A 247-nucleotide genomic window follows, 5' to 3' on the forward strand; every position below is an offset into this window, starting at 1 on the left:
GCCCGGTGCAACGAACTGCAGAATTGCAGACAGGTCAAGCTCTTGTTTCGCCCCTTTTTTCTCTTTTTCCATCTATTATGATCCTCCTAATGAAGTACGAAGCGCTTCTGCAACATTTGCTACTCCGATAACCTCAATCCCTTTTGGTTTTGTCCATCCATCCAGATTTGCCGCGGGTATGATCATGCGTTTAAAACCAAGCTTTGCCGCTTCTTTCAGACGCTGTTCAATTCTTGAAACCCGCCGG

1 protein-coding gene and 1 pseudogene are annotated in these 247 nt (G+C 46.6%); both read right to left on the bottom strand.

Annotated elements, in window-relative coordinates; all coding sequences use genetic code 11:
* Nucleotides 1–72: hypothetical protein (locus SB660_RS22855; RefSeq protein ID WP_410584809.1), on the bottom strand; the 72-nt coding region annotated here is incomplete at its 3' end.
* Nucleotides 73–75: 3 nt separating this feature from the next.
* Nucleotides 76–247 (bottom strand): annotated as a pseudogene (locus tag SB660_RS22860) (DNA repair protein RadA); the annotation flags it as partial.

Origin of the sequence: Bacillus sp. SIMBA_005, from assembly GCF_046535585.1 — a bacterium.
Lineage (GTDB): Bacteria > Bacillota > Bacilli > Bacillales > Bacillaceae > Bacillus > Bacillus pumilus.